Source organism: Dyadobacter alkalitolerans DSM 23607 (assembly GCF_000428845.1).
Lineage (GTDB): Bacteria > Bacteroidota > Bacteroidia > Cytophagales > Spirosomataceae > Dyadobacter > Dyadobacter alkalitolerans.
The window spans coordinates 44,154-70,163 of record NZ_KE386806.1 but is presented as its reverse complement, the minus strand read 5'-3'; the positions used below and the strand labels follow the sequence as shown (position 1 = coordinate 70,163).

The 26,010-nt window shown below is 45.5% G+C and carries 24 protein-coding genes; 14 read left to right on the top strand and 10 right to left on the bottom strand.

From position 1 onward, the window contains the following. The first annotated feature begins 33 nt into the window (after positions 1–33). Complete coding sequence (locus G395_RS0127435; RefSeq protein WP_035362236.1) at positions 34–1,254, top strand: aspartate aminotransferase family protein; 1,221 nt, start codon at positions 34–36, stop codon at positions 1,252–1,254. Further along, positions 1,251–2,129, top strand: coding sequence for an aldose 1-epimerase family protein (locus tag G395_RS0127430; protein WP_026632918.1), 879 nt, complete (start codon positions 1,251–1,253; stop codon positions 2,127–2,129). Before G395_RS0127435 ends, G395_RS0127430 begins: the two co-directional genes overlap by 4 nt. Positions 2,130–2,137: 8 nt before the next feature. On the opposite strand, the gene G395_RS0127425 is transcribed toward G395_RS0127430, so the two are convergent. The 5 genes from G395_RS0127425 to G395_RS0127405 form a co-directional block, all read right to left on the bottom strand. Then, positions 2,138–2,533: a transcriptional regulator gene (locus G395_RS0127425; protein WP_026632917.1), complete on the bottom strand. Its 396-nt coding sequence runs from the start codon at positions 2,531–2,533 to the stop codon at positions 2,138–2,140. Then, positions 2,530–2,715: a type II toxin-antitoxin system HicA family toxin gene (locus G395_RS33195; protein WP_026632916.1), complete on the bottom strand. Its 186-nt coding sequence runs from the start codon at positions 2,713–2,715 to the stop codon at positions 2,530–2,532. Before G395_RS33195 ends, G395_RS0127425 begins: the two co-directional genes overlap by 4 nt. A gap of 120 nt (positions 2,716–2,835) precedes the next feature. Next, positions 2,836–3,168 (bottom strand): thioredoxin, encoded by a 333-nt coding sequence (gene trxA / locus G395_RS0127415; protein WP_026632915.1) that lies wholly within the window; start codon positions 3,166–3,168, stop codon positions 2,836–2,838. Between the two features lie 87 nt (positions 3,169–3,255). Beyond that, complete coding sequence (gene dnaE, locus G395_RS0127410) at positions 3,256–6,906, bottom strand: DNA polymerase III subunit alpha (RefSeq protein WP_026632914.1); 3,651 nt, start codon at positions 6,904–6,906, stop codon at positions 3,256–3,258. Positions 6,907–6,959: 53 nt separating this feature from the next. Continuing rightward, positions 6,960–7,631: a DUF2461 domain-containing protein gene (locus G395_RS0127405; protein ID WP_026632913.1), complete on the bottom strand. Its 672-nt coding sequence runs from the start codon at positions 7,629–7,631 to the stop codon at positions 6,960–6,962. Between the two features lie 93 nt (positions 7,632–7,724). Between G395_RS0127405 and trpS the strand changes: the two genes are divergently transcribed. Genes trpS through G395_RS0127385 form a run of 4 tightly spaced genes read left to right on the top strand, consistent with a single transcriptional unit; the run spans position 7,725 to position 10,862 of the window. Next, positions 7,725–8,702: a tryptophan--tRNA ligase gene (gene trpS, locus G395_RS0127400; RefSeq protein ID WP_026632912.1), complete on the top strand. Its 978-nt coding sequence runs from the start codon at positions 7,725–7,727 to the stop codon at positions 8,700–8,702. Beyond that, positions 8,699–9,274, top strand: a complete 576-nt coding sequence (locus tag G395_RS0127395; RefSeq protein WP_026632911.1) for a phosphatase PAP2 family protein — start codon at positions 8,699–8,701, stop codon at positions 9,272–9,274. The genes trpS and G395_RS0127395 overlap by 4 nt, the downstream gene beginning before the upstream one ends. Before the next feature lie 39 nt (positions 9,275–9,313). Then, entirely contained in the window at positions 9,314–10,258 is a 945-nt protein-coding gene (locus tag G395_RS0127390; RefSeq protein WP_026632910.1) for a ribose-phosphate pyrophosphokinase, read from the top strand. 37 nt (positions 10,259–10,295) lie between these two features. After that, positions 10,296–10,862: a 50S ribosomal protein L25/general stress protein Ctc gene (locus tag G395_RS0127385; protein ID WP_026632909.1), complete on the top strand. Its 567-nt coding sequence runs from the start codon at positions 10,296–10,298 to the stop codon at positions 10,860–10,862. 124 nt (positions 10,863–10,986) lie between these two features. Here G395_RS0127385 and G395_RS0127380 read toward each other — a convergent pair whose 3' ends face one another. Further along, positions 10,987–11,913 carry a 2-hydroxyacid dehydrogenase gene (locus G395_RS0127380; RefSeq protein WP_026632908.1) on the bottom strand — a complete coding sequence of 309 codons (927 nt, stop codon included), beginning with the start codon at positions 11,911–11,913 and terminating at the stop codon, positions 10,987–10,989. A gap of 95 nt (positions 11,914–12,008) precedes the next feature. On the opposite strand from G395_RS0127380, the gene pdxA reads away from it, so the two are divergent. The 6 genes from pdxA (at position 12,009) to G395_RS0127350 (ending at position 20,308) form a co-directional block, all read left to right on the top strand. Continuing rightward, positions 12,009–13,118 carry a 4-hydroxythreonine-4-phosphate dehydrogenase PdxA gene (gene pdxA, locus G395_RS0127375; protein ID WP_026632907.1) on the top strand — a complete coding sequence of 370 codons (1,110 nt, stop codon included), beginning with the start codon at positions 12,009–12,011 and terminating at the stop codon, positions 13,116–13,118. 59 nt (positions 13,119–13,177) lie between these two features. After that, on the top strand, positions 13,178–14,065 hold the full coding sequence (locus G395_RS0127370) for a YicC/YloC family endoribonuclease (RefSeq protein WP_026632906.1): 888 nt from the start codon (positions 13,178–13,180) through the stop codon (positions 14,063–14,065). A 3-nt stretch (positions 14,066–14,068) separates the two neighbouring features. Next, a complete protein-coding gene (locus tag G395_RS0127365) occupies positions 14,069–14,692 on the top strand; it encodes a DNA-3-methyladenine glycosylase (RefSeq protein ID WP_026632905.1) in 624 nt (207 codons plus the stop codon). 203 nt (positions 14,693–14,895) lie between these two features. Continuing rightward, entirely contained in the window at positions 14,896–16,653 is a 1,758-nt protein-coding gene (locus G395_RS0127360) for a tetratricopeptide repeat-containing sensor histidine kinase (protein WP_229204309.1), read from the top strand. Positions 16,654–16,674: 21 nt separating this feature from the next. Beyond that, positions 16,675–17,868, top strand: a complete 1,194-nt coding sequence (locus tag G395_RS0127355) for a class I SAM-dependent methyltransferase (protein ID WP_026632903.1) — start codon at positions 16,675–16,677, stop codon at positions 17,866–17,868. 118 nt (positions 17,869–17,986) lie between these two features. Next, entirely contained in the window at positions 17,987–20,308 is a 2,322-nt protein-coding gene (locus G395_RS0127350) for an efflux RND transporter permease subunit (RefSeq protein WP_026632902.1), read from the top strand. An 85-nt stretch (positions 20,309–20,393) separates the two neighbouring features. Here the strand turns inward: G395_RS0127350 and G395_RS0127345 are convergent, their stop codons facing one another. From G395_RS0127345 to G395_RS0127330, 4 genes are all read right to left on the bottom strand, one after another. Next, complete coding sequence (locus tag G395_RS0127345) at positions 20,394–21,116, bottom strand: proteasome-type protease (RefSeq protein WP_026632901.1); 723 nt, start codon at positions 21,114–21,116, stop codon at positions 20,394–20,396. 201 nt (positions 21,117–21,317) lie between these two features. Then, positions 21,318–21,641 carry a 2Fe-2S iron-sulfur cluster-binding protein gene (locus G395_RS0127340; RefSeq protein WP_026632900.1) on the bottom strand — a complete coding sequence of 108 codons (324 nt, stop codon included), beginning with the start codon at positions 21,639–21,641 and terminating at the stop codon, positions 21,318–21,320. 2 nt (positions 21,642–21,643) lie between these two features. Next, positions 21,644–22,648: an NAD(P)/FAD-dependent oxidoreductase gene (locus G395_RS0127335; protein ID WP_026632899.1), complete on the bottom strand. Its 1,005-nt coding sequence runs from the start codon at positions 22,646–22,648 to the stop codon at positions 21,644–21,646. 104 nt (positions 22,649–22,752) lie between these two features. Then, the gene (locus G395_RS0127330) at positions 22,753–23,661 is read right to left on the bottom strand and encodes a diacylglycerol/lipid kinase family protein (protein WP_026632898.1); all 909 of its coding nucleotides are present in this window, start codon (positions 23,659–23,661) and stop codon (positions 22,753–22,755) included. A gap of 84 nt (positions 23,662–23,745) precedes the next feature. Here G395_RS0127330 and surE point away from each other — a divergent pair, with 84 nt between their 5' ends. Then, positions 23,746–24,480, top strand: coding sequence for a 5'/3'-nucleotidase SurE (gene surE / locus G395_RS0127325; RefSeq protein ID WP_026632897.1), 735 nt, complete (start codon positions 23,746–23,748; stop codon positions 24,478–24,480). Between the two features lie 188 nt (positions 24,481–24,668). Then, a complete protein-coding gene (locus G395_RS0127320; protein ID WP_026632896.1) occupies positions 24,669–25,970 on the top strand; it encodes an MFS transporter in 1,302 nt (433 codons plus the stop codon). The last annotated feature ends 40 nt before the right edge of the window (positions 25,971–26,010 follow it).

Genomic DNA, 26,010 nt, shown 5'->3' with positions numbered 1-26,010 from the left:
TAAAATACTTTTCAAAAGTATTGAACTTTTAGAATGCATATATCTCACCGTCAACACTTCTTCGATCACCTCGCCCAGACATCCGATTACCCGCTTGCCCTTGAAATCGTAAGAGCGGAAGGCGTCTATATGTATGGCCCGGACGGCAAGAAATACATGGACCTGATTTCCGGAATCGCGGTAAGCAATGTGGGACACCGGCATCCGAAGGTGTTAGCAGCTGTTTATGAGCAACTTGAAAAGCATATGCACTTGCTTGTGTACGGAGAATATGTACAAAGCACGCAAGTGCAGCTCGCAAAGGCACTCACTGAAACATTGCATTTAACGAGCGCAAATCCTTCGCCATATGGCTTGATTGATAATGTATATTTCACAAATTCCGGGACGGAAGCAGTCGAAGGCGCGATGAAACTGGCCAAACGATTTACCGGTCGTGATGAATTTGTTTCTTGCTTTAACGCCTATCACGGCGCGACGCAAGGAGCTCTAAGTCTGGCCGGAGCGGAGTTTTTCAAGCGAAATTTCCGCCCGTTGCTTCCCGGCATTACGCACATTCAGCATGGTTTTTTACCCGATATTGAGAAAATAACAGATAAGACGGCAGCCATTATCATTGAAGTCATCGGCGGAGAATCCGGGGTCTGTGTGCCGGGTGACGACTATTTTCCGGCACTTCGAAAAAAATGCACTGAGACGGGCGCGCTTTTGATTTTTGATGAAATTCAGTCAGGATATGGCCGTACGGGATCGTTTTGGGCCTTTGAGCAGTTTAATGTTTACCCCGACATGCTGCTCGGTGCCAAAGGAATGGGCGGCGGCATGCCGATTGGTGCCTTTATGGCTTCGCAGGAAATCATGCGTGTTTTCAAAAATAATCCCATACTTGGCCACATTACTACATTTGGCGGTCATCCGGTAAGCTGCGCGTCTTCGCTGGCGGCATTGCAAGTGACATTAGAGGAAGGCCTGGCAGCATCCGCCATAGAAAAAGGAGCACTTTTCAAAGCATTGCTGGTCCACCCGGCCATTAAGGAAGTAAGGGGAAGAGGCTTGATGCTCGCGGCGAAAATGGAATCATTCGCGAAGTTAAAGGACACCATTGATCGCTGCATTGAACGCGGCGTGGTTACCGACTGGTTTTTGTTTTGCGAGAACGCCATGCGCATTGCCCCACCGCTTACCATTACCGAAGACCAGATCCGCGAAGCTTGCGACGTAATATTATCCGTTTTGAACGATAGCAACATATGAACTACTCAGTCGAAAATCATTTTCTAAAAATTTCCGTGCAGGAAAAAGGCGCAGAACTTTGCCAGATCCAGTCAGCCATTACAGGAAAAGACTTTTTATGGGACGCCGATCCGGACGTTTGGGCGAGTTATGCCCCTGTGCTTTTTCCTGTAATCGGAGCGATTAAAGATCGTTTTGTAAACTACAAAGGCAAGCAATATGCAGTCCCGCGCCACGGTTTTATCAGAAATAATGCGGACGTAAAACTTGTCGACCAAACGAACGACAGCCTGACATTCGGACTAAAATTCAGTGAAAAAACATTAGAAATTTACCCATTCGAATTTGAATTCCGCATTACTTACAGCCTGCAGGAAAAGCGGATCATTGTCAATCATGAAGTGGTCAATCACGGAAATGAGGAAATGTTATTTTCGCTGGGTGGACATCCCGCATTTAAATGTCCTCTGCATGACGGTGAGGTTTACGAGGATTACTATCTTGAATTCTACGCTGTTGAAAACGACGCAACCTGGCTGTTAGAGAAGGACGGCCTGGTCGGGAACACCGCAAAGCCTGTTTTCGAAAACACCAATATCCTTCACTTAAACAGACATTTGTTTGACAACGATGCGCTGATTTTCAAACATTTAGTTTCAAAACAAGTAAGTCTCCGAAGCACAAAATCCCCACAAGTCATCACCCTGCATTACGACGACTTCAAATATCTTGGCATCTGGGCAAAACCCGGCGGCAACTTCGTCTGCATCGAACCCTGGCTAGGTATAGCCGACAGCGCCGACTCGGACCAGAACTTTGAAACCAAAGAAGGAATTTTAGAGCTGGCCGCTGGCAACAAGTTCGAAGCGAAGTTTGAGATCGAAATTAGCGAATAGATTGATCGCTACAATTTCAACGCCAGAAGCTCACTGCCCAGTTGGTGCAGTGCAGCTTCAATCTTTTTCGCCTGTGCGGGACGGGGCTTTTTCAAACCGGAAGCATAGTGGTTAAGCTGTTTTTCATTAATGCCAGTCAAGCGAGCTATGCCGGACTGGCTGAAAATGCCTTTATAGTATTTCAAAAAGCTTCCAACGTCGAACTTCCAGACAATTTCATATTCACCTTTCAAAGCTGCGGGAATATTTCTATCGTCAAAGGACTTGATGATCTCGATGCATTCCAGAACCGACTTTTTAACCTCGTCAATCGTCTCTCCACCTCCATTTAACATCTTAACATTCTCAGCATACGCGCCGTAGAAATCCTTGCTCCGCTCGATTACAACTCTGATCTTTTTCATCTTAGTTCTAAGTTCATTCCTTTAATTGCTTTCAACCTTGTTCCTTCCGGCATTTCTCTTGCACCATGATTTGCAACCGAGTAAGTCTGGCCGTCTTTCTGATAAATATGGTGACTGCCTCGCGTTCTGATATGCAACCAGCCATTACGCCGTATGATACGGTGAAACTCTGAATATTTCATTGATAGTGTGAGCAAAGTGTTGAATCCAAAGGTATATAATTATATACCATTTCCAAACCACTGCCCACAAAAAAAAGCTTCCGGATGGAAGCTTTTAGTCTTTCTACAAAACGCTTACTACTAAACCGTAGCTTCGATTTGTGCGTTTAATTTATCTTCCAAAGTTGTTTTTGGTACAACACCTACAACTTTATCTACTAATTGTCCGCCTTTAAAAATCATCAATGTTGGGATACTGCGAATACCGAATTTAGCTGGTATCGAAGAGTTCATATCCACATCCATTTTACCAATAACTGCTTTGCCCTCATATTCGCCAGCCAATTGTTCTACAACCGGTCCGATCATCTTACAAGGACCGCACCATTCAGCCCAAAAGTCAACAAGTACTGGTTTATCTCCCTGGATGAGATCTTCAAAGGTGCTATCGGTAATTTCAAGTGCTTTTCCCATGTCGAAAAAATGTCTAATGTTTTTTTATTAATCTGATGTAATAAGGATTATATGCCACTAAAAGTTCCTGATTCTATCTGCATCAGGTTAGTTTAAAAAGAATTTTACCCCATGAAATCCATTGAGCACTTTGAACAATTCATTCGTAGGCGCAACCCGGTAACCACGCGACACCATTTCCACTTCTAAATGCGTTTCTGGATCCACAACGGTCATATTTACCGCGCATGCACCGGGGTGATTACCAAAGGTTTCGTTAAGCAAATGAATAAACTGCGCATCGATCTGATCCAGTGTCAGGTTAATGCGGATTTTACGGCACATCTTTTCTCGTATCTCCGTTAGCAGCTGTATCTGGGAAATTTTAAACTCAAACTGATCTTCCTGTTTCCAGCGGTTCTGAACCTTGCCTTTAATGTACAGGAACTGGCCAACCTGTAGGTAATTTTTGAAACGAATGTAATCCTCACCACCCAAAAGCATTTCCATCGAGCCACGGTAATCCTCGATTTTAAAGATCATAAACAAGCTGCCGTTCCTAGACATGCGTTCCTGCGCGCTAGTTACGATTCCTCCTACATTGATTTCCTTGCCGAAGTATTTCGGTGCCCGCTCATTTTCACCAATCTCCATCACTTTGTCTACCGTGCAGTTGCAGAAATTGTCCAGTTCCACCCGGAATGTATCCAGCGGATGCCCGGATATATAAAAACCAACCACATCCTGCTCATAACGCAGTTTCGCCAGATCATCCCAAGGCATAACTTCTGCCGCTTTCGGCTTAGACATCAATATTTCATTTCCACCAAATGCACCAAAAAGCGACGACTGGGCCGAGGCCTTTTCTGCATGATAATTATTGGCATATCGGATCAATTTCTCAATAAATGTTCCTGATTCTCCCGGCTCGGTTGCAAAATACTGCGCACGGTGATATTCCGGAAAACAGTCGAATCCACCTGCATAAGCCAGACTTTCTATCGTCTTCTTATTAACGGTCCGCAGGTTGACGCGAATGATAAAATCAAATATGTCTTTAAACGGTCCATTCTGATTCCTCTCCTCAATAATGGATTCCACGGCTGCGTCGCCGCTTCCCTTCACACCTGCTAATCCAAAACGGATCTCACTTTTCTTATTGGCATTGAACTGCCTGTCAGACTCATTAATATCAGGCCCTAAAACCTTCAATCCCTGCGCTTTACACTCCTCCATGAAGAATGTGATCTTTTCAATGTTGCCCAGCGAGCTTGTCAATACGGCAGACATGTATTCTGCTGTATAATGCGCTTTGAGATATGCTGTCTGGTAAGCAACAAAAGCGTAACATGTCGAGTGGGATTTGTTAAATGCGTAAGATGCGAAAGCCTCCCAGTCCGTCCAGATCTTTTCGAGCTTTTTGGTGTCCAAGCCCTTCTCCGCGCCGCCTTTCATGAAGTCGCCCTTCATTTTATTCAGCGTTTCTATTTGCTTCTTACCCATTGCTTTACGCAATGTATCAGCTTGTCCTTTGGTGAATCCGCCCAGCTTTTGGGACAGAAGCATTACTTGCTCCTGGTAAACCGTAATCCCGTATGTATCAGCCAGATATTCTTCGAGTTCCGGCAAATCATAAGTTACTTCCTCCAATCCGTTTTTACGACGGATGAAGTTCGGGATGTAAGCGATCGGACCCGGGCGGTACAATGCGTTCATGGCGATCAAATGCTCGAAACGATCGGGGATCAGGTCGCGCATGTACTTTTTCATCCCGTCAGATTCAAACTGGAAAATCGCGTTGGTTTCACCCCTTTGAAACAATTCAAACACTTTCGGGTCGTCCAGCGGAATGTCGTCGATCACTATATCGACATTATGGTTCTGCTTGATCAGCCGCAATGCTTCCTTTATGATCGTGAGGTTTCGCAGACCCAAAAAGTCCATCTTAATAACCCCCGCATCTTCAATAATCTTCCCCTGATATTGCGTAATCAGGAAGTCGGAATCTTTGGATGTGCTTACGGGAATGATTTCAGTCAAATCGCTCGGTGCAATAATGATCCCAGCTGCGTGAATTCCCGTGTTTCTTACTGTTCCTTCCAGCCTTCTTGCTTCCTGTAAAACGCTTGCCTGCAAATCATTGCCTAAGGCAATAGCGCGCATTTTCTTCACATTGTCCAACTCCTCAGGCGCAATTCCTTCCTTTTTGGTCAAACTCCCCTCTCCTTCCAGCGGCGCTGTAAAGATCCGGTTCAATGTCATATTGTAAGTAGGCTTGTCCGGAACCAGCTTCGCGAGCGCATTCGCATCCGCAAGCGGCAGGTCCATCACACGCGCTACGTCCTTAATCGCCGATTTAGCGGCCATTGTGCCGTATGTTACGATCTGCGCTACCTGGTTATAGCCATATTTTTTAACCACATAATCGATCACTTTCTGACGGCCTTCATCATCGAAATCCGTATCAATATCGGGAAGTGAAATACGGTCAGGATTCAAGAAACGCTCGAACAGCAGGTCATACTTAATGGGGTCAATGTTGGTGATCCCGGTGCAATACGCTACCACGGAGCCGGCTGCCGAACCACGTCCCGGGCCGATAAACACGCCCATTTTCCGGCCCGCATCAATAAAGTCAGCCACGATCAGGAAGTAACCCGGAAAACCCATGTTCCGGATGGTTTGCAGCTCAAAGTTCAGACGATCTTCTATCTCAGGCGTGATCGTTCCATATTTGAACTTCGCCCCTTCGAATGTAAGGTGTTTGAGATACTCCCACTGGTTTAACACATCAGCCGTAAGCTCCTTTTTACCAAACATTTCCGACAGCGTATGCGTCTTAAATTCTTCGGGAATCGGGAAATTAGGCAGTAAAATGTCTTTCCGCAGATCCAGGGCTTTTATTTTATCTACAATTTCATTCGTATTGTCCAGCGACTCAGGCAAGTCGTTGAACAGCTTCATCATTTCGCTGGTGTTTTTGAAATAAAACTGATCATTGAAAAACGCGAAACGCGAGCCTTTCGGAATACCTTTGTCATCGTCAAAATCTTTTGCCGAAGGCGTGCTTTGCTTATCGCCCGTGTTGATACAGAGCAAGATATCATGCGCATTCCAATCTTCCTGATCCACATAATGCGAGTCATTGGAAGCGATGATCTTAACATTGTATTTCCTTGCAAATTTGACAAGAACCTGATTCACAATTAATTGATCGCGGATCTCATGGCGTTGCAATTCCACATAGAAGTCGTCACCAAACAGATCCAGCCACCATTTAAATTCCTTCTCCGCTTCCTCTTCACTCTTTCTTAAAATGGTCTTTGGAATAATGGCTCCAATGCAGCAAGTCGTGGCAATAAGTCCCTTGTGATACTTGACAATCAGCTCTTTATCGATCCGTGGATATTTGCCATACATGCCCTCGATAAAGCCGAGCGAACACATTTTCACCAGGTTTTTGTATCCTTGTTCATCTTTTGCCAGCAGCAACTGGTGATGCCTGACGTCCTTTTTGTCTTTTGTAAACTGCCGGACATGCCGGTCTTCCACCACATAAAATTCGCATCCTACAATCGGCTTAATGCCCTGCTTATTGCCTTCCGCCACAAATTCGAACACGCCAAACATGTTACCATGATCCGTGATGGCCACGGCAGGCATATTGTCTTCCTTGGCTTTTTTGAAAAGCTTCTTTATATCCGCCGCACCGTCGAGAAGTGAAAATTGGGTGTGGCAGTGCAAGTGTGAAAATTGCATATGCTAAAATGTAAGTTGGAATGTGGACTAATCAGAAAGGCAGGCACTCAAATTCAGGACTCCGCAGGCTGTTCATATATTACATAATTCATATAATCGGTAAAAGGTTTAAGGATCGAAATGCCTTTTACGACCATTTTTCCAAAGTCCTTGGAAGCCACTTCTTTATCCGTATAAGTATGGGAGAAAAAAAGCTGTTTCTGTTTCAGGAGCTCAATCTCCGGATGATCTTTGGCGTAACCTTTTGGCGTCGTTTTCAAAGCCTCGCCCTCGATGTTCGGATAATAGGCATGAAATTCTTTGTCATGGATAATCTGCTTTAACTCATCCGCATTATAATCAATCTCCTGACGAAATCTGGCCAGTTGCTCCGGCGTGGTTTCCCACATGCCGCCGCCCAGAAAAGTCTTGTTACCTGGCTGGATTTGCAGATAATAGTCGATTTTCCCGGACCCCTTTCCACCCGGGCCGATGCCCGCGCTCAGGTTATTTTTGTATGGTGCCTTATTTTTAGAAAACCGGATATCGCGGTTGATCCGAAAAATGCATTCTTTGACTTGCAAATTGCCCAGATCCTGAAACTTGCCCACTTCCTGAATCAGGTAAGCAACCAGTTGCTCCAAATCCGCCTTTGCTGCGTCGTAATCCTTTCTATTTTGCTGGAACCAATCCCTGTTATTATTTTCGGCTAGTTGACTTAAAAAGTGAAGTGTTTTGGATTCCATCGTATCTTGGTGAAGCTATAAAATTCAAATTTACTACGTTTTTATGATTCAATTTAACGAATTTTGCGGATTAGAAATCGGAAAAATATTTAAATGGCCAGAATCCTTACAGGCATTCAGAGTAGTGGAAGGCCCCATTTGGGGAATATTTTGGGAGCGATCGTTCCCGCTATTGAACTTTCAAGAAACCCTGACAATGAATCCTTCTTTTTTATCGCGGACCTGCATTCGCTTGTTTCTATTAAAGATGGGAAGTTAAGACATGAATATGCTAGGGCTATTGCTGCCACATGGCTGGCCTTTGGTTTTGATTTTGAAAAAAATGTTTTCTGGAGACAGTCTCGGATTCAGGAACACACGGAATTAGCCTGGTATCTCAATTGTTTTACGCCGTTTCCCATGTTGGCGAATGCGACGTCTTTCAAAGAAAAATCAGAGAAACTTGCCGATGTGAATGCTGGCTTGTTCACTTATCCGGTTTTGCAGGCTGCGGATATTTTGCTTTATAATGCGAACATTATCCCGGTAGGAAAAGACCAGAAGCAACATCTGGAAATGACAAAGGACATTGCCACACGCTTCAATCAGATCGCCGGAGAGGAAATGCTGGTGTTACCCGAACCGCAAATAGACGAGCGCATCATGACGATTCCGGGCGTCGACGGCCAGAAAATGAGCAAGTCTTACCACAACTACATTGATATATTCGTTCCGGAAAATGAGTTGAAAAAATCGATTAAAAAGATTGTTTCTGACTCCACGCCCTTGGAAGAACCAAAAGATCCCGAAACAGACATTACATTTAAGCTGTACAGCCTCATCGCCTCTGAAAGCGACGTTGCCACCATGCGCCAGAATTATCATAATGGCGGTTATGGCTACGGGCACGCCAAACAAGCATTATTAGCATGTATGCTGGAAAAATTCGCTGAACCACGCCGAATTTTTAATTATTATATGGAAAACGAGCAAGAGCTGGAAGCCATCCTTGTAGCAGGCGAGACGAAAGCGCGCGCTATTGCGCAGGAAACGATTGCGAAAGTTCGTAAAGTTCTCGGTTTCAGCTCATGACAGAAAGCGTTGACATGCTGATCAATTCCGACCAGGATCTTTTTCTCTGGTTAAACGGTCAGCATGTGCCCTGGCTCGATACCTTAATGTATTGGATCACGTACAAATACACGTGGATTCCCATGTACATTGTCCTGATTGTAGTCCATTTAAGAAAGGATTGGAAAAAAGGACTGGCAGAGCTCGCCGTTGTACTGATTGCAGTGATCATTGCTGATAAGATCACGTCCGGACTTATGAAGCCTTATTTTGTTCGGTACAGGCCCTGCCACGAACCTGAATTGCAGGGTTTGGTGCATCAGGTCACGGGTTGCGGCGGACTTTATGGTTTTGCATCGTCGCATGCTTCCACAAGTTTTGCTGTGGCAATGACCTGGTTCGCTTTTTTACGGACAAAATTGCCGTACATGTGGTTCCTGTTCATCTGGGCCGCTATTTATTCATATAGCAGGGTCTACGTTGGCGTACATTACCCCGCAGATATCGTGATCGGCTGCATGATCGGACTGACGGTCGGGTGGCTTTGTTTGAAACTTTACCATACTTTTTTGACCAGATATTACCGTATCTGATCGATTTTATTTAATTTTGCGCAAATTTCAGTTTGGCCAATGGGTTCATTTAATACAGTAAAAATATTTTCGGGAAGTCAATCCGAATATTTGGCCAAAGACATTGCCAGGTATTATGGCAAAGAGCTGGGAGGTTATACATTAAGGAAATTCAGTGACGGAGAGCTTTCGCCCAGCTTCGAAGAATCGGTTAGAGGGTGCGATGTTTTCCTGATCCAATCTACTTTCCCTCCGGCTGACAATCTGATGGAATTGCTCTTAATGGTGGATGCCGCACGTCGCGCTTCTGCTCATTATGTGACTGTAGTAATTCCTTACTTTGGTTACGCAAGGCAGGATCGGAAAGATAAGCCACGTGTGGCAATTGCTGCAAAAGTGGTTGCTAACCTGCTTACTTCGGTCGGTGTGGATCGTCTGATGACGGTTGATTTGCACGCAGGACAGATCCAGGGCTTTTTTGACCTCCCTGTTGACCATTTAGAAGGAACGTCTATTTTTGTTCCCTACATTAAATCCCTGAACCTTAAAAACCTGCTGATTGCATCGCCGGATATGGGCGGAGCAGCCAGGGCGCGTAATTTTGCGAAATTTTTGAATGTTGATATGATCCTTTGCGATAAGCACCGGAAACGGGCGAATGAAATCGCGAGTATGCAGGTGATCGGGGATGTGGAAGGCATGGATGTTGTATTAGTGGATGATTTAATTGACACCGGTGGCACACTTTGCAAAGCTGCTGAATTGATTATCGAAAAAGGGGCCAATTCTGTGCGGGCTATTAGTACCCACGCGATTATGTCGGGTAAAGCGCACGAAAACATTGCCAATTCTGTTTTGGAAGAGCTGATCATCACTGATACGATTCCTTTGAAGCAACAGAATGATAAAATACGCGTGTTGTCGGTTGCAGAATTATTTGCAAAAGCCATCGGGCGTATCCGTGATCATGAATCTATTAGTTCTTTGTTTATAAATTATCAGTAAATTTTTTTATTTTTTATCTTCTTAATTAAATATTCTTATGAAAACGCATGAGATTGTAGGGTTTAAAAGAGCGAATCTCGGCAAGACGGAAGCGACCGAACTACGTTCACAAGGTTATGTTCCGTCTGTGCTGTATGGTGGAGCTGAGCAGGTTCATTTTTATGCACCGGCTATGTTGTTTCGCCAGTTGCTTTTCACACCGGATATTTTTAATGTTACGCTCAATATCGAGGGTACTCTATATAATGCCATCTTGCAGGAAAGACAGTTTCACCCTGTTAACGACTCATTGATCCACGCGGATTTCTTGCAGATCGTTGACGGCAAAGAAATTAAAGTTGACGTTCCCATTAAATTGACTGGTACATCATCTGGTGTTATGAAAGGTGGTAAAATGAACCAAAAATTGCGTAAATTGCGTGTACAAGGTTTGGCTGAGAACATTCCAGACTACGTAGATGTTGATGTAACTGAGCTGGATTTAGGAAAATCTGTTAAGGTTGGTGCAGTTAAGGCTGAAAATTTCGTTATATTAACAGCCGCAAGCAACCCGATTGCTTCAGTTGAGATCCCACGTGCACTGAGAGGTACACTTGGTAAGTAAGTATTTTATTTTTCATGGCTAATAGATGCAAACGTGCCGACCTTTGGTCGGCATATTTGTTTATAGCCAGTTCCATTTTGATTATGACAGCCGCTGCTTGGTCTGTTGAGAGTCGCTGTTTTCGTCAGATCCAGGTCCGGATCTGTTCAATCAACACTTCATTGATACGCACGTAACTTTCATGTGTCCAGCCGGCAATATGCGGCGTGAGCACGACATTATCCGAGGCCCGCAGGTAATCGAATGTCTTCTGTTGCGCATCGGTCAGTTTGCTGATCTTTTCATTTTCCAACACATCCAGACAAACACCCAGGATCTTACCGGACTTAAATCCATTTGCAACTGCGTCAAGGCTCACAGTTTCGCCCCGGGAAAGGTTTAGCAAGTAAAATGGTTTGGAAAAATTGTTTACAAAGTCATCATTGACCATATAACGCGTAATTTCCGTCAATGGGATGTGCAGGCTTATCACGTCTGCTTGCTGCATAATCTCTTCCAGACTGGATTCAGTCGCATAAGCGTCGCTGTAATTGTCACGGTATTTGTCATACGCAAGCACGCGGCAGCCAAATCCGCTCAGTCGCCGGGCAGTGGCAGAACCATTGTTCCCGTAGCCAATAATGCCCACGGTCTTTTTCATAAGCTCCACGCCTCTATTCCCTTCCCGGTCCCATGTTCCGCTGCGAACCTGACGGTCGGCCCGTAATATGTTGTTAAAAAGGGCGAGCAGCATTCCAATCGCATGTTCAGCCACAGCATCGCGGTTCCCAGTTCCAGCGTGGAAAACTTCTATCCCGCGTTTTGCAGCGGCTTCCAGATCGATGAGGTCGAGCCCTGCTCCTGCCCTGGCTATAAATCGCAGCTCGGTTGCCGCAGCAAGCATCTCTTCATCAACATTCGTCTTGCTCCGGATCATGAGCCCTTCGTAACCCGAAATGTTGTTTAAAATATCTTCCCGGCGGAATTCCGGGTGATAGGAATAATCCCAGCCTTCATCCCGTAGCATTTCAAAAAGCGAGGGATGCATAGAGTCTGCGATCAGGATTTTCATAGGAGCACGGGATTTTTTGTAACTTGCCGGTCAGACATTGCGCAAAAGTAATACAGAATTACTCAGGAGAACAGTTACAACAGCATTAAACGTACATGAGCGACCAAATCAGCGATAAACCTGTTATAGGAATTACATTAGGCGATTACAACGGAATCGGACCGGAAGTTATACTCAAAGCATTAGAAGGGAATCAGTTAGCGAAATTGTGCACACCCATCATTTACGGATCGTTGCGCGTGCTTAACCAGTATCGCAATCTGTTTGAAATGAAAGAATGGACATTGCACGGCATTCAAAAAGCGGATCAGGCTAATCCGAAGCTTACCAACGTCATCACTTGCTGGCACGATCATCAAACCGAAATCCAGCCAGGAAAGATAACCCCAGAGGCAGGACAAGGATCTTTTGCATCATTGAAAAGAGCCGTCGAAGACCTGAAAGAAGGAAAAATCCAGGCGCTGGTAACAGGCCCGATCAATAAGGACAATATTCAGAGTGAAGATTTCAAATTTCCGGGTCATACAGAGTTTCTGGCGCAGTCTTTCGGCAAAGAAGATGCGTTAATGTTCATGGTCTCCGGCGAACTTCGCGTTGGCGTTCTGTCTGGGCACATTCCGCTTGATAAGGTCAGCACCAATGTTACAACCGAAAAGCTGACGGCAAAAATTGAGCAGATGCTGCAATCGTTGAAAGGCGATTTTGGTATTAAAAAACCCAAACTGGCCTTACTGGGACTCAATCCGCACGCCGGTGAAAACGGATTACTCGGAAATGAAGAAATAGATGTCATTACACCCGTAATCAAGAATTTTAAGGAAAGAGGCAACCTTGTTTTCGGTCCTTTTCCGGCAGATGGCTTCTTTGCTGCCGCTACTTACAAGCAGTACGACGCCGTCTTAGCCATGTATCACGACCAGGGTCTAATTCCTTTTAAAACACTGGCTTTCAATGAAGGTGTTAACTTTACAGCCGGACTTTCGGCGGTAAGAACTTCGCCGGATCATGGAACGGCCTACAACATTGCAGGTAAAAATATAGCAGAACCCGGTTCATTGCTCCAAGCCATTTACCTGGCATGCGACGTTTCCAGGTTCCGGGTGGTGAACGAGGATATTAATAAGCATGCATTAATTTCGAAACCACAACAATCTGAAAGCCAGCATCCTGCCAAGTCCGGGGGAAAGCAGCGGTTTAATAACTAACATCCGGCTCCCGGCTTTCGGGCGCTGCTTTACATCCATTTTACCTAGATCAAAAACCAATGTTGAAATCAATGACCGGATACGGTGTATCCAACATCGAATCCGATTCCATAAATGTTACGGTTGAGATAAAAACGCTGAATTCCAAGTTTCTTGACATTTATTGCCGCATTCCAAGACAGTTTTCTGAACGCGAAATCGAGATCCGCAACTTGCTTACTCAGTCGCTTGAACGCGGTAAGGTTGAGTTTACATTAACAGTTCAGCCGGTTGGAAAAACAGTTGCTTCAACTTCTGTTAACAGAGCGCTGGTAAATGCCTACTATACAGACCTTTCTGATACTGCGTCTACCATTGGGTTCATTCCGGATTTTACGGAATTGTTCCGTATTGCGTTGCAAATGCCTAATGCCTATAATAACGACACGGTTGATGATTCCAGCAAAGAAAATGACTGGACGCAGATCAAAGTGGCCGTAATGGAAGCAATCCGCAAATGTTCGGTTTTCAGGGAGCAGGAAGGGAAAATGACCTCTGACAAATTCACAGAGTACATTAATACCATTCAAACTTTGCTGAACAGCGTTTCCGAGCAAGACAAATTAAGAATTCCGGCTGTGCGCGAGCGGCTTGAAAAGCAGATCAGGGAGCTTCTGGCGGATGATAACTTTGATACCAACCGATTTGAGCAGGAATTGATCTATTATGTAGAGAAATTTGACATTTCGGAAGAGAAAATCAGGCTTGCGAACCACCTAACCTACTTTACCGAAACATTGCAATCACCTGAAAGCAACGGCAAAAAGCTGAACTTCATAGCACAGGAAATTGGCCGTGAGATCAATACAATCGGCTCGAAAGCGAATGATGCGACGATCCAGCATTTGGTTGTTCAAATGAAGGATGAGCTGGAAAAGATCAAGGAACAAACTATGAACATTATCTAACCGGTGCCGGAAAGCATACTGCCATTATCCTTTTACGCTGCTTATGACACGCGCTCGCTGGCAGCGAAATTACTGGGCTGCGAGCTCGTGCATGAAAGTCCGGATGGCGTTACCAGCGGGATCATCGTTGAAACCGAAGCTTATCTTTCCAACGATCCTGCCTGTCACGCATACAATAGGCGCACGACGCGTACGGAACCCATGTACGGGATTGCAGGCACAAGCTACGTATATCTGATCTACGGTATGTACGAATGTTTTAATGTGGTCAGCAACCAGGAAGGTATTGGCGAGGCGGTGCTGATCCGCGCATTGCAGCCTGTAAAAGGCATTGAGCTGATGGAATTGCGCCGTTCGCTGATCCCAGGCAAGACGGCTCCGAAAATCCGCACAAAGCAGTTGAAAGTAAATGAGTTGTGCAAAGGTCCGGGAAATCTGGCAAGGGCTATGGGCATAGAAAGATCGTTGCACAACAACATATTATTGACTGGCGGACCGCTGTACATTCAGGATCGGGAAGTGCAGGATCTTGCAATCGAATCGTCTGTACGCATTGGAATCAATGTCGGTAAGGAGCTGCTTTACCGATTTTATATTAAAGACAACCCTTTTATAAGTAAATTGTAATTTTTTGCAGGAAATATACCACATTCAACACTTTTAAGGCCAGATAGTCCTGCGCTTTTATAATTACTTTTTATCTTTGGATCTCCAATCCACACTCGACGACCTATATGAAAACCTACAATTGCTGCTTCTGGTGGCCTGTTTTACCCGTAGCGGCAGTTTAGTCTATGGGTAATTTGTACAGACTATTAACGATTTTGTCTTTGGCAACGCTGGTAAGCGGGAGTCGTTGTACTTCTGTTTCTGATCATAATGATAGTGTTGGTGCAAAGAAAGACGTCGTTGAATCTGTACCCGTCGAGGGTTTTGCAGAAGACACAGTCCTGATCTTAAAATATCACCGGTTCGCGAAAGAATATTTGTTTCAGGATGCTGAAAAGGCCATGTTTTATTCCAAACATGTGTTAAGACTTTCACAAAAACACCGGTGGAGCAAAGGTAAAATACTGGCATACAACTTATTGAGCACTTACTATTTAATGGATGGCAGTTATGACGTGCTCCGCGAGCTCTCTAACGAAACCATGTCACTGTCCAAAGACCTGCCGTTTTACACGGCCTACTCAAAGTTTTTTCTGGCCGAGAGCTATTCCGAATACCGTCAGTGGGATTCGGCACAAATAAATTACCGGCAGGCCATCGCCATTTTTGAAGAACTTGGCGAAGACAGCTCGGCTGCGACTTGCATCAATGCGCTGGGAAATTCTTACCGCGAAAAAAGCCTCTTCGCAGAGGCTATCCCTTATTACGACCGGGCTTATGCGCTTTTTGATAAAATGAACTCCGATTGGGGCCGGGCTACGGTGCTCCAAAACCGGGGCTACCTGCACGTCATCCGGAAAGAACGCGAACAAGCGGAGGATTTGCTGAAACGCTCGCTTGTGCTGTTTCAGAAAATAAACAACCGTTACGGGGAGCTTAACGTACTGAATGACCTGGCCAACATTTATTGCCTGAGCAATCAGAACGAGCTGGCGATCACAACCGCCGCACGCGCGCTGGATTATTCGACAATATTCCATTCTTCGCAGCAGACCAACTGGGCGTTACTATCGCTCGCGCGGGCCTATAAGAACAAGAAAATGTTCCGTGAAGCGCTGGATTACATGGAGAAAGTGATCTTCAACCGGCGTATGCTGCATACGGAATATGTTCAGAGACAATACACCATGTTTCAGCTGAGCTATGACAATCAGATCATGGACTCGCAAATTCAAAATAAGATCATTGCCGAGCAGCGCATTGTGCAGCGTTTTCTGATCGGATTTTCATGTCTGATCATCGCATTTGCTGCATTTCTCTGGTTTAACAACAAGAAACTGCGCAGGAAGAATGCGGAGATCAGCGAGGCGATGGCACGTGGGCAAGCGATTGAACGTAAACGCGTTGCAGCCGAACTGCACGACAACCTCGGTGGAACGCTTGCCTCATTGAACTGGTATTTGTTTGGTATTGATAAAAAAGTGCTTTCACCGGAAGAGCAAAAAATCTATGAAAGCGTACATCAGATGGTAGGCGCAGCTTACCGGGAAGTGCGCAGCCTGTCGCACAACCTGATGCCGGCCGAACTGGAAGAGCACGGGCTCGTTATGGCAATGCACCGGCTGATTGACAAGATGAACGAGAACAAGAATATTGAATTCAGTTTTAACGTTTCAGGCATGTCGCATCGTTTGAATAACAAGACGGAATTTGAGCTTTACAGCATTGTTCTGGAACTCACCAACAACATTATCAAGCATTCCGGCGCGAACAAGGCAAGCATTAACCTCACCGAAAACAAGAACATTCACCTGACTATCATTGACAATGGCAATGGCATGGTGGAGCCTTCGCGGCAAGGTGTAGGGCTGAAAAATGTGAAGAACCGAGTAGAAAGTCTGCGCGGGAAAGTGCAGATCATCAGTCAGCAGCCCAAGGGACTGAAAGTTGACATTGAAATCCCGAAGACCCTGATTTAACGAACAAGAGCATCCCCATCCATGAATATTTTGCCAAGAGTAGAAGAATTTATTAACGCATTTGAACAGAGTATTTCAAACAATTCCTTTATAAAGCTCTCTCTGGGGAATTACCAGGGAACAGAGGTGAACCTGAAAAACATCTATGTGAGGAGGGTTTTGATCAAAAAGGAGGAGAAGTTCAGTTTTACTTACCGATACAAAACAAGGGACATTGTCAAAAATTACAGTCTGGACGAAACCAGAATACTTTTTGAAACGCTTATTGCAAATGATTTCCACATTGCTACGCTCGTCACCGAAGCGGAAGAATTGCAATTCGAGATTTTGAAAAACAACAAAATCACCCTCAAAAAGAAAGTTACCGATACCAAAGAAGTGCCTCTCCCAGAACACGACCACAGTAAGAGCCGGCTGATCAGCAGCGAGAATAAAATCTATTTGCATGAGCTGAACATTACCGACAAAGACGGGAATGTTTTCAAAAAGGCGCAGGATAAGTTTAGGCAGATCAATCATTACATTGAAATTCTCAGCGCGCTGATCAAGGAAATACCTACCGATAAGCAGCTCAATGTGGCCGATATGGGCTCAGGAAAGGGTTATCTCACATTCGCCCTTTACGATTATCTGAAAAATGTCCTGCATGTCGACGCGCATGTTACGGGTGTGGAATTTCGGCAGGACCTTGTGGCATTATGCAACGAGATCGCGCAGCATTCAAACTTTGAAAATCTGCATTTTGAGGAAGGGACAATTGACAATTTTGACAGCAAGGGCGTCAATCTTCTCATTGCGCTTCATGCATGTGACACAGCCACGGACGATGCCATCTTCAAAGGCATTTTCGCCGGCGCAGACCTGATCGTTGTGGCGCCTTGTTGTCACAAACAGATCCGCCGGGAAATGGAAAAAAGCAAAACCGGGAACGATATTCAGTTTCTTACCCGATACGGGATATTCCTTGAACGGCAGGCTGAAATGGTTACGGACGGGATCCGGGCATTGGTCCTGGAATATTTCGGATATAAAACCAAAGTTTTTGAATTCATTTCTGACGCCCACACGCCGAAAAATGTCCTGATCGTTGGCACAAAAGACAAGCGTAACATGGCGGATCAGGCGGGAATACTACAAAAGATTCAGGAGGCCAAGCAGTATTTTGGCATCGGTTACCATCATCTCGAAAAAATTGCCGGTTTGCAAAGTCACTAAATGTCAATTGGATCGTCTTTTGTAAACATCTTCAAAGCCGGATATATCTCGTGAAAAGTCTCACTTTCGCTTCCCTGTCCGTATATTTGCACCTTTTTGTGGAACTGACTAATCTATTATGTGGAATAAAATAGCAACTTACATTATCCGCTACCGGCTTTTGTGGGTTGCACTGGTGTTTGTTTCAACGGTTTTCATGGCATATCAGGCCAGCAAGATCGAACTCTCTTATAATTTTGCACGGATATTGCCTTCCAACGATCCGGTTGAAAAAGAATATCAGGATTTCAGAAAACTATTCGGAGAAGATGGCAGCGTGATGGTGATCGGCTGGCAGGATCCGCAGCTTTTTGAGATCAATAAATTTCGCGACTGGTGCAAGCTAACCCAGCGCATCAAGGACACCGAGGGCATCAAAAATGTGCTTTCACTTGCTAATGTCTACAAGATCAACCGCAATGACAGCCTCCGAAAGTTTGATGTCGCGCCGGTTATAAAGCAAATTCCATCCACGCAGGCTGAAGCAGACAGCATTCAGAGAGAAATCGCCAACCTGCCGATTTACGAAGGACTGGTCCTCAATAGTAAAACCAATGCAACGCTCATCGTTGTAACATTCAACGACAAAGAACTGAATTCAAAGCGCAGGCTTACCATTGTCAGCGACATTGAAGCGATGGCCGAAGAATTCGGGACGAAATATCAGGCGGACCTGCATTATTCCGGGATGCCTTATATCCGCACGGTGAACATGAAAAAGATCTCCGGCGAAATGGAATTGTTCATGGGACTGGCCGTTTTTGTGACATTACTGATCCTTTGGGCATTTTTCAGGTCGCTCAGACTAACATTGTTATCCATAGTTGTGGTGCTGATCGGCGTCGTCTTTTCTGTTGGGATTTTGCACCTTTTTAACTACAAAATCACTGCACTTACCGGCCTTCTTCCACCGCTTTTGATCGTAATCGGTGTTCCTAACTGCGTCTTTTTAATCAATAAATACCAGGCAGAGCTCAGATCGCATAGTAATAAAGACGAAGCTCTGCTGGAAATGATCCGGCAGATCGGCTTATCGACGTTCCTTGCCAACATGACCACTGCAATTGGATTTGGTGTGTTTTACTTTACAAACAGCATTCTGCTTGTTGAATTCGGCGTTGTAGCGGCGATCAGTGTGATGGCTACTTATGTGCTTTGCTTGCTGCTTTTGCCGATCACATTGCATTATATGAGCGTTCCAAAAGCGCGCCATTTGAAGCATCTCGATGGAAAATGGGCGTCCGGTTTCCTCAGAAAGATCGATTACCTGGTGCACAATCACCGTAAAGAAATTTACATGGCGATGGTTGTGCTGATCGTTATTTCGGCTTTTGGGATGACGAAAATCAAGACAATCGGTTACGTTGTTGATGACCTTCCCAAGAAAGATGTCGTTTACACGGATTTGAGATTTTTTGAGAAAAACTTCAATGGTGTGCTGCCGTTTGAAGTGATGATCGATACCAAACAGCCAAACGGAATTTTCGCTGACCAGGCCGAAGTGCTCTATAAAATAAAGGCTTTTCAGAATGAAATGGCCAAGTTTCCTGAGTTTTCTAAACCGCTTTCTGTGGTGGAAGCTTCAAGGTTTTTATACCAATCTTACCGGGGCGGCGATGCTAAATATTATGCATTACCGGGCGTTCTGGAACTGAATAAGCTTACCGGTTACGTACAAGATCAGCAGGGTGCGGCGAAGCAGTTGAATGCGTTTTTGAGCAAAGATAAAAGCGTTACGCGTGTCAGTTTTCAGATGGCCGACGTTGGTTCTGAGCGCATTAAGGAGCTGATGCAAAAGATCCGTCCCAAAGTGGATTCCATATTCAGCCCTGAGAAATATAAAGTGAGCCTTACGGGTCATAGTTTGGTTTTCCTTAAAAGCAATGATTATCTGCTTAGCAATCTGTATGAAAGCTTGCTGATCGCGATCGTTCTGATCGCCATTGTCGGCATGGTGCTTTTCAGGTCTATTCCGATCATTTTGCTTTCTAAACTGCCTTGTTTGATTCCATTAGCCCTTACAGCCGGGATTATGGGTTACTTCGGCATTTATTTTAAGCCAACCACTATTTTGATTTTCAGTATTACATTCGGCATTGCGTCGGACGGAACTGTCTATTTCCTGACGAGATATCGCGAGGAGTTGCACAAGAATGGCCTTACGCCGTCACAGGCTGTAACGCAATCCCTTTTCGGAACTGGGCTAAGCATGATTTACACGGCTGTGATCTTGTTCTGCGGATTTTCTATTTTCGCAGCGTCCAGCTTCGGAGGAACGGCGGCAATGGGTGTGATGGTTTCCATTACCCTGCTGGTTGCCATGTGCACCAATCTTATTCTATTGCCCGCGTTGCTTCTTTCCATCGCTAAGCGCCAAGGTAAGAATGTGAGGCCTACATAATGTTCGGCTTCGCGAATATTCCCTTTATAAATTTTCAATGACCTTATAAACAACAAAGGCTGCTCAAATGGGCAGCCTTTGTTGTTTATACTATTTTCTCGAAACTCTGATCCATCCATTCTTCCGGAATGTCGTCGAGCGCCTGTTTCAGCTTATCGGCCCAGATGTCTGAGATCTGTTCCAGGTCCTTTTTTTCGTATCGGTGTTCAACGATCTTGAAGCTGTCCTTTTTGTAAAGGACCACGTCAATGGGAAAATCCACATCATTATTACTAACGCGCGTCGAGTCAAACGAGAGGAAACCAGCTTTCAAGGCCTGCTTCATCGTGGATTCGCCGTTCAACACGCGGTTCAGGATGGCTTTTCCCTGGCCGGAGTTTCCGATTATCACATAAGGTGAACCTTCGTCGAGTTCCACCCAGTTCCCTTCGGAATAAAGCAGGAACAGTTTGTGATCCGTATCGTCCTTCAATTGTCCACCAACGATGGTGTTCAGGTTAAACTTCAATCCTGCACGTTCCAGCGATGCCCTATCCTCTTCTGCAACGCGCTTGATCTGCTCTCCGAATGCATTCACAGCTTTGTAAAGCTTGTTATAAACAACGCCCTCGCTGATCAGCTCTTCAAAATAATGCACCGCCTTATCCCGCACGGAACGCAGTCCGCTGGTCATGATAAAAAGTGAATAATTATCCTTCTGCGTTACATACATTTTCTTTTTTACAGTCGTATTGGTGCCAGCTGTAATGCGGGTGTCGGCCAATGCCACAAGCCCTTCTTTTACTTTTATCCCTAAACAATAAGTCATTATCTACTAAAATTAAATCGCCCGAATCGCCGTTCTGAAATGGTCATAAGCGGCTTCAACGAGATTAAATACGCTCAAAAGTACCAAAATGACCGATGGCGCGAGCAAAAAACATACATTTAATGGCGATTTTTTTAAAAAACCTCCGCTTTATTAAAGCGAAGGTTTATGCACTATATTCCAAAATTCTATAACCTTGAATTACGCTTCTTGTAAGGCTTTCAACCGGATCACCAGTCCGTTCATCTGATCATTGCAGCGTAGCTGACAGGCCAGGCGGCTGTTCGATTCGGCGTCTGGCAAGGTGTCCAGTGTTTCCAGTTCATTGTCGTTCAGTTCGGGCAAGCCTTCTCCTCCTTCCAGCACGGCAATGTGGCAGGTTGCACACAATCCCATGCCGCCGCACGTTGCCTGAATGTCGTATTCATATGCTTTAAGCATTTCCATCAGGTTGAGTCCCATATCCACAGGCACTTCCAGCTCCTGACGGTCCCCGTTGTTATCTTCTACTTGAATATTTATCATGACTAAAAAGCGTTAACTCCGTTGACAGTTGTGTATTTAAAACTTAATTTCTGATCCGGATACACATACTTAAAAGCGCTCTGCATCATAATGGCCGCCTCGTGGAAACCGCAGAGGATCAGTTTTAATTTGCCCGGATAAGTGTTAATGTCGCCTATGGCATATATGCGCGGGACGTTGGTGGAGTAATCCAGTGTGTCTACTATAACAGCCGATTTTTCAACACCCAAATTCCAGTCAGCAATCGGGCCGAGCTTGGGGCTTAATCCAAAAAGCGGGATAAAATGGTCGGTAGGAATGGTGGTTACGTTCTTATCATTGCCTGTAATCGAAATTTCTTTCAGAACACCATTGCCGCCCAGGCTGCTTACCTGGGATTGTAGAATTAAGTTAATCTTTCCTTTTTCGGCAAGCTCAAAAACCTTTTCGGCTGAATCCGGCGCGCCTCGGAATGTGTCTCCCCTATGAACCAGTGTTACGCGTGAGGCAATGTCGGCAAGGAAAATAGTCCAATCCAATGCAGAGTCGCCGCCACCCGCCAGCACCACGTTCTGGTTGCGGAACTGTTCAGGTTTTTTTACCATGTAATGCACGCCTTTGCCTTCGAAATATTCAAGTTTTTCAACGGCTGGTTTTCTGGGCTCAAAGCTTCCGAGTCCAGCTGCAATCACCACAACTTTGCAATGCACAGCAGTTCCCTCATTCGTACGGACAATGTAGCTTTCATCTTCCTGCTTTTCGAGCGCTTCCACGCGCTCGCCCAATGTGAACCCGGGCTTGAACTCCTCGATCTGCAACATCAGGTTTTTGACAAGATCTTCGGCGATAATGCCCGGCGCACCAGGAATATCGTAAATAGGCTTTTGAGGGTAAATTTCGGCAAGCTGGCCTCCTACTACGGGAAGCGCATCAATCAAGTGGCAGCGCATTTTTAATAAACCCGCTTCAAAAACTGCGAACAAACCGACGGGGCCAGCCCCTATAATGCAAATATCTGTGGTAATCATGAACATGATGAGATTGAACTTTGGAATAATTTAATGTTCCAAAATTACCGCCTCGCCGCATGCAATGCCAATCACATTTGCTTATCCATCATAACCAAAAGTTATTAGTCTGCGGATTTTGTCACCAGGAACTGTAACATGTTAGGTTGTATTTCAATCCGTATCTCAGCAGGATTTTCGAGCTTGATGCGCTCATCATCTATGTGCAGATCCTTACCTTCCCAGAGCAGCGTAACATTCTTTGCCCTGACAGTCGTGAAGTCAAACTCCTTATCCTCACCATTGATCAGCGCCAGAATGTACGTTTCCAACTTCTTCCTTTGCGTTTCCGGGATCATCACGATTTCCAGCTCTCCGTCTCCCGGATCCGCCGCAGGTGCCAGAACCAGATTGGGGCCGATAGACCTGATGTTCATGACTTCCACCATCAGGTATTTGCCCGAATACGAAACGCCATCTGCTTCCACCCTGCATTCCTTTGCATCATAGTTAAGCACAACATCGTAGAGAACCGCGAGTGCCGCTTTCAGCTTTTCCTCCGCCGAATCACCGATCTCACCCTCTATTTTTTCCATCACTTTCATCAGGCGCGGGAATACGCCGTAGCCAAAGCCTTCCAGGAAAAAACGGTCGTCCTTCAAGCCATATACTTTACCAATGTCAAAAGGCTGCAAATTTACTTCGTGCCAGCGTTTGGCAATTTCTTTGGGTTTACCGCTGATCCCTATTGCTGTAGCAATGTTATTGGCCGTTCCATGCGGCAATAGTGCAAGCGGATATTGCTTGTCCAGCCGCTTCCTGGCCATAAGCGCTTTGGCAACGCGCCTCACAGTCCCGTCGCCGCCTGCAATGATAAGAAAATCTGTTTCTGTTTTGAACTGGTCCCAGCCTTCCTCTTTAACAGAGGAATATTCGCAATTAAAACCTTCCGCCTCGATCTGTTTCACTAGTTGCGTTTCGGAAAAATCATTATCCCCGGCTGTGGGATTATGCAAAAGGTTTGCGTTTTTCATAGAAAGTATTTAGGATAACGTACCAGGCATAAAAAACATACCAGGCATAATTTTATTACCCTGAACCCTAAAAAAGATATCATTATGAAAATCCTGGTGACAAACGACGATGGAATATACAGTCCCGGACTCGCTGCCCTGGCAAAAATTGCGGCGCGGTTTGGAGAAGTTAAAGTGGTAGCCCCCGATGTTGAACAATCATCTATGGGCCACGCGATTACAGCTTCCCGGCCACTTTCTTACAAAAAATCACCAATCGAATTTGATGGCATCGACGCCTGGCGCGTCAACGGCACGCCCGCGGACTGTGTGGCACTCGGCCAGCATTTATGGGACAAACCGGATGTGGTGCTTTCGGGCATCAACATGGGGCCAAACCTGGGAAATGCCATGTGGCATTCCGGAACGCTCGCCGCCGCCAAACAGGCCGTATTATTCGGCATGAAGGGAATTGCCCTCAGCACGCCAACCGATAAGGAGCCTGATTTTGATGCATTGGACCCTTTTGTAGAGAAAGCACTGGCCCTTTTATTTCAAAATGAACATTTGAACCTGGTGAATGTCAACTTCCCGCATGATCCGCAGGGTGTGCGCTGGACAAGGCAGTCGGTAAGGTTATACGACAACCAGATCGTTCCTGCGCTTGATCCTATGGGTCGGAAACATTACTGGTTTACGGTAATTCCAATGGAGCCCGCCGAGGAAGGAACAGACCGTTGGGCGATTGAAAACAATTTTGTTTCCATCACCCCGCTCCGCCTCGACCTGACCAACGAGGCCGACCTGGAAAAAGCACAAAGGGACTATCCTATCAACTAGTTAAAGTTGAGATAAAGTTTCTGAAAATACATTCTTCCGTCGCTACAAGCCAGCTTGTTAGTGGCGGGAGTCTTTTTTATTGGCCGCGCCGCAATGATTTTAAGGGGTAGAATGATTAAAAAACAGTCTTCTTTTCGAACAAACAGTTTTTACATCCTGAATCCGAAAAAATCGATTTACCTCTCACTATGGAAAAATCCAAAATTGGCAATTACCGTTGGGTCATTTGTGCATTGTTATTCTTCGCCACCACAATCAATTACATCGACAGACAAATCCTGGGTTTACTGAAACCCACGCTTGAAGTGGAGTTCAACTGGACCGAAACTGACTATGCTAATATTGTCATGGTATTTGCCGGATGCTATGCCCTGGGTTATATCATTTTTGGAAATTTCATCGACCGTATCGGTTCGAAATTAGGATATTCTATTTCCATCATCATTTGGAGCATTGCTGCCATTGCGCACGCATTTGTAAAAAGCACATTCGGTTTTGGAGCGGTTAGGGCACTTTTAGGCCTTGGGGAAGCCGGTAACTTTCCTGCTGCTGTAAAAGCAACAGCCGAATGGTTTCCCAAGCGCGAACGCGCATTGGCCACCGGGATATTCAACTCCGGAACGAGCATCGGCGCCGTTGCAGCGCCCATAATGGTTCCCTGGTTACTTGGCGCTTACGGCTGGCAGGAAGCATTCCTGATTACGGGTGCGCTGGGATTTATCTGGCTCATTTTCTGGTGGTTGTTCTACGAAATCCCTTCCAGACATAAGAAAATCAAGACGCCTGAATTTGAGTACATTCACAGCGATAGCGAAGACATTGCTACGCCGGATCAAAAACCGATCAAGTGGGCCAAGTTGGTCCAACTTCCTCAGACATGGGTTTTTATCAGCGGAAAACTGCTTACCGATCCCATCTGGTGGTTCTTCCTCTTCTGGCTTCCCTCCTATTTTGCTACCACGTTCGCACTGGATCTTAAAAAACCAAGCTTGCATTTGGCGGTCGTATATACGGCAACAACATTCGGCAGCATTGGCGGCGGTTATCTTTCGTCTTATCTGATCAAAAAAATGGGCTGGGCACCGTTGCGGGCGCGGAAAACGACGTTGCTGGTCGTTGCAATCGCAGTATTACCGATCATTCTGGCACAATTTGCGACTGATATCTGGGTGGCAGTGGGCATTATCAGCATTGCAGCAGCAGCGCACCAGGCTTGGAGCGCGAATATTTTTACGATTGTTTCCGACATTTTTCCAAAGCGCGCGGTAAGCTCCGTCGTAGGAATCGGTGGCATGGCCGGGTCTATTGGCTCCACGCTTTTTCCATTGCTGGTGGGTTCGTTACTGGACTATTATAAAGCAGCGGGGAACATTGGCGCAGGGTACAATATTTTGTTCGTTATATGCGGCCTGGCCTATCTGGTAGCATGGCTCATCATTCATTTCCTTACCAAAAATATGAAACCGGTGGAAGAAGCGTTAAGAGATTGATTGTTTGGTTCTTCCAACCTGCTATATTTAATTTCACCAT